The following is a 2,026-nucleotide window of genomic DNA, read 5'->3' on the forward strand; positions in this document are numbered from 1 at the left end:
CTCGTCGCCTAGCGTCGCGGACGAGCCACGCAATGCAAGCAATGTATGCAGCGGCAACGAAAAGGAACGTCAGGATGCGCACGTGCAACCTTGGTTGGATCGAGGGTTTTCAGTCGGATAACGACCGCGTTCTGCGGGCGGCGGATTAAGACGTGCAAGCAGAAAAACAAGCCGACCACCGCCGCTCCGTCAGCAACGCTTGGTTATCCGTCGGTTTGGGTTACGAAGTGACCAAAAGTTGACGGCAGACAGCGGGCATCCGTCACGCGAGTGGAAAGCAACGACGGGACGTCGCCAGTCTCCACCGCGCGAGCGGAAGACAACGGCGGAACGCCGCCATCAAGCACTTGACCACTGGAGTGATCATTGCATCGGAGTTCGGAATGTTTCGCATCGTGTAAAGGCAGGTGTTCACTTTCACAGTTCGGTGCGGAGGGCGTTTGCGTACATTCAAGACATGGAGCCAGGATGCCAAGGTAGTTGGGAGTTTGTGTCAATTTCGATTCGACATACAGTCGCGAGTGCAGCAAGCCCGAGTTCGATCTGTGCCCCGCAGGGCAGCGTTGAATCAAGTCAGACAAAATGGCGAGAATCGGAGCCAAGCACGAACGACAGCGCATCTGCTCGGATAACGTCCGCGTTCTGCGGGCGGCGGATTAAGACGTGCAAGCAGAAAAAAAAGCTAACCACCGCCGCTCCGTCAGCAACGCTTGGTTATCCGTGGGTTTGGGGTTACAAAGTGACCGAAAATTGACGGCAGCCAACGGGCATCCGCCGCGCTAGCGGAAGATAACGACGGGACGTCGCCGGCATGAACCCCGCGAGGGGAAAAAAACGGCGGGACGCCGCCATCCAATGTTTGCACATCAGAGTGGGCATTGTATCGAAGTTCAGCATGTGGAACCACGGAAATTTTAGCGATCGGTTCCCGACTCAAAGGAACGGTATACACCGTTGGCAAGTGTTCGACCGTTTAATTCAGGACGACCAAGGTGTCGCAAAATGTGTGTTTGTTTGCATTTGACACGACGCAGAATTGGAAAACCAAGATTACCGCAAGTCCGAGTTTTGAGTGTGCCCCGCAGGGCAGCGTTGGATTGGGTCAGAGAAAGTGATGAGAATCTGAGTCAAGCACGGACGTCAGCGCACCCGCTCGGATAACGGTATGCATCACCGAGGTGGCGGGATTTGACGTGCAAGCAGAGAGAAAAGTGTGCGGCCGCCACTCCGGTGCATGCAATGGTTATCCGCTAAGCGTCCGTTTGTGCGAAAAACCTTCAAGACCGCAAGCTACCATCCAGATGACTAGCATCACAGGTGTTGCGACTAGTCCCAGAAAGATGAAAGCAATTGGTCCTTGCGGATCCCGTGTTCCGTAGAAGGCGTCATGGTAGATGAAGGCGAAAAACAGGAAGAATCCTACGGTCCCGATCGATAGGGCGACTTGGGCGAGGCGTGACGGCCAGTCGGCTATCGCGATAAGGTGAATCAGAACGGGGAAGAACGTGAATGGGAAGAAAAACACACCAGTGAAAAAGTGTTTTGACTGCCAGCACAACGCGAGCGTTGCGATCAAGATCAGAGTGGTGCACAATCGGAAGTGGTAAATCACGGCGGAGATTGCGTTATGTCCAGTTCAGTCGGATAACGGTATGCATCACCGAGGTGGCGGGATTTGACGTGCAAGCAGAGAGAAAAGTGTGCGGCCGCCACTCCGGTGCATGCAATGGTTATCCGCAACACACCATTGCGATGTCGCCCGTCAGCGCGGACTTCGTCCACGTAGGTGACAATCACCAAGTTCAAATCGTAGCAAAGTTTCGTTGGTCAAACAAGTTTCGGCGAGGGGCAGCAAATCGAGTGCTCAAATACAGGCGTTGGTTGTTGCCACGCAGTGCATCCGGCACTTCGGCTTTGTTTGAGCATTGGACTTCGGGCGTCGGTTGATGCCCCGCAGGGCAGTCGGCACTTCGGTGTAGGTCGAGCGTTGGGGGCAAAGCGGTTTTGGTCGTGCGTTGGTTGTGCC

General features: G+C 54.9%; 2 protein-coding genes. Both read right to left on the reverse strand.

The genetic code is table 11. From position 1 onward, the window contains the following. Window positions 1–1,608: 1,608 nt before the first annotated feature. Window positions 1,609–1,797: a hypothetical protein gene (locus RC85_RS27295; RefSeq protein WP_149753393.1), complete on the reverse strand. Its 189-nt coding sequence runs from the start codon at window positions 1,795–1,797 to the stop codon at window positions 1,609–1,611. 5 nt (window positions 1,798–1,802) lie between these two features. After that, the coding region (locus tag RC85_RS28755) for a hypothetical protein (protein ID WP_238383235.1) at window positions 1,803–2,026 on the reverse strand (224 nt) is incomplete at its 5' end.

It is taken from the genome of Rubripirellula obstinata, from assembly GCF_001642955.1.
GTDB classification, from domain to species: Bacteria; Planctomycetota; Planctomycetia; order Pirellulales; family Pirellulaceae; genus Rubripirellula; species Rubripirellula obstinata.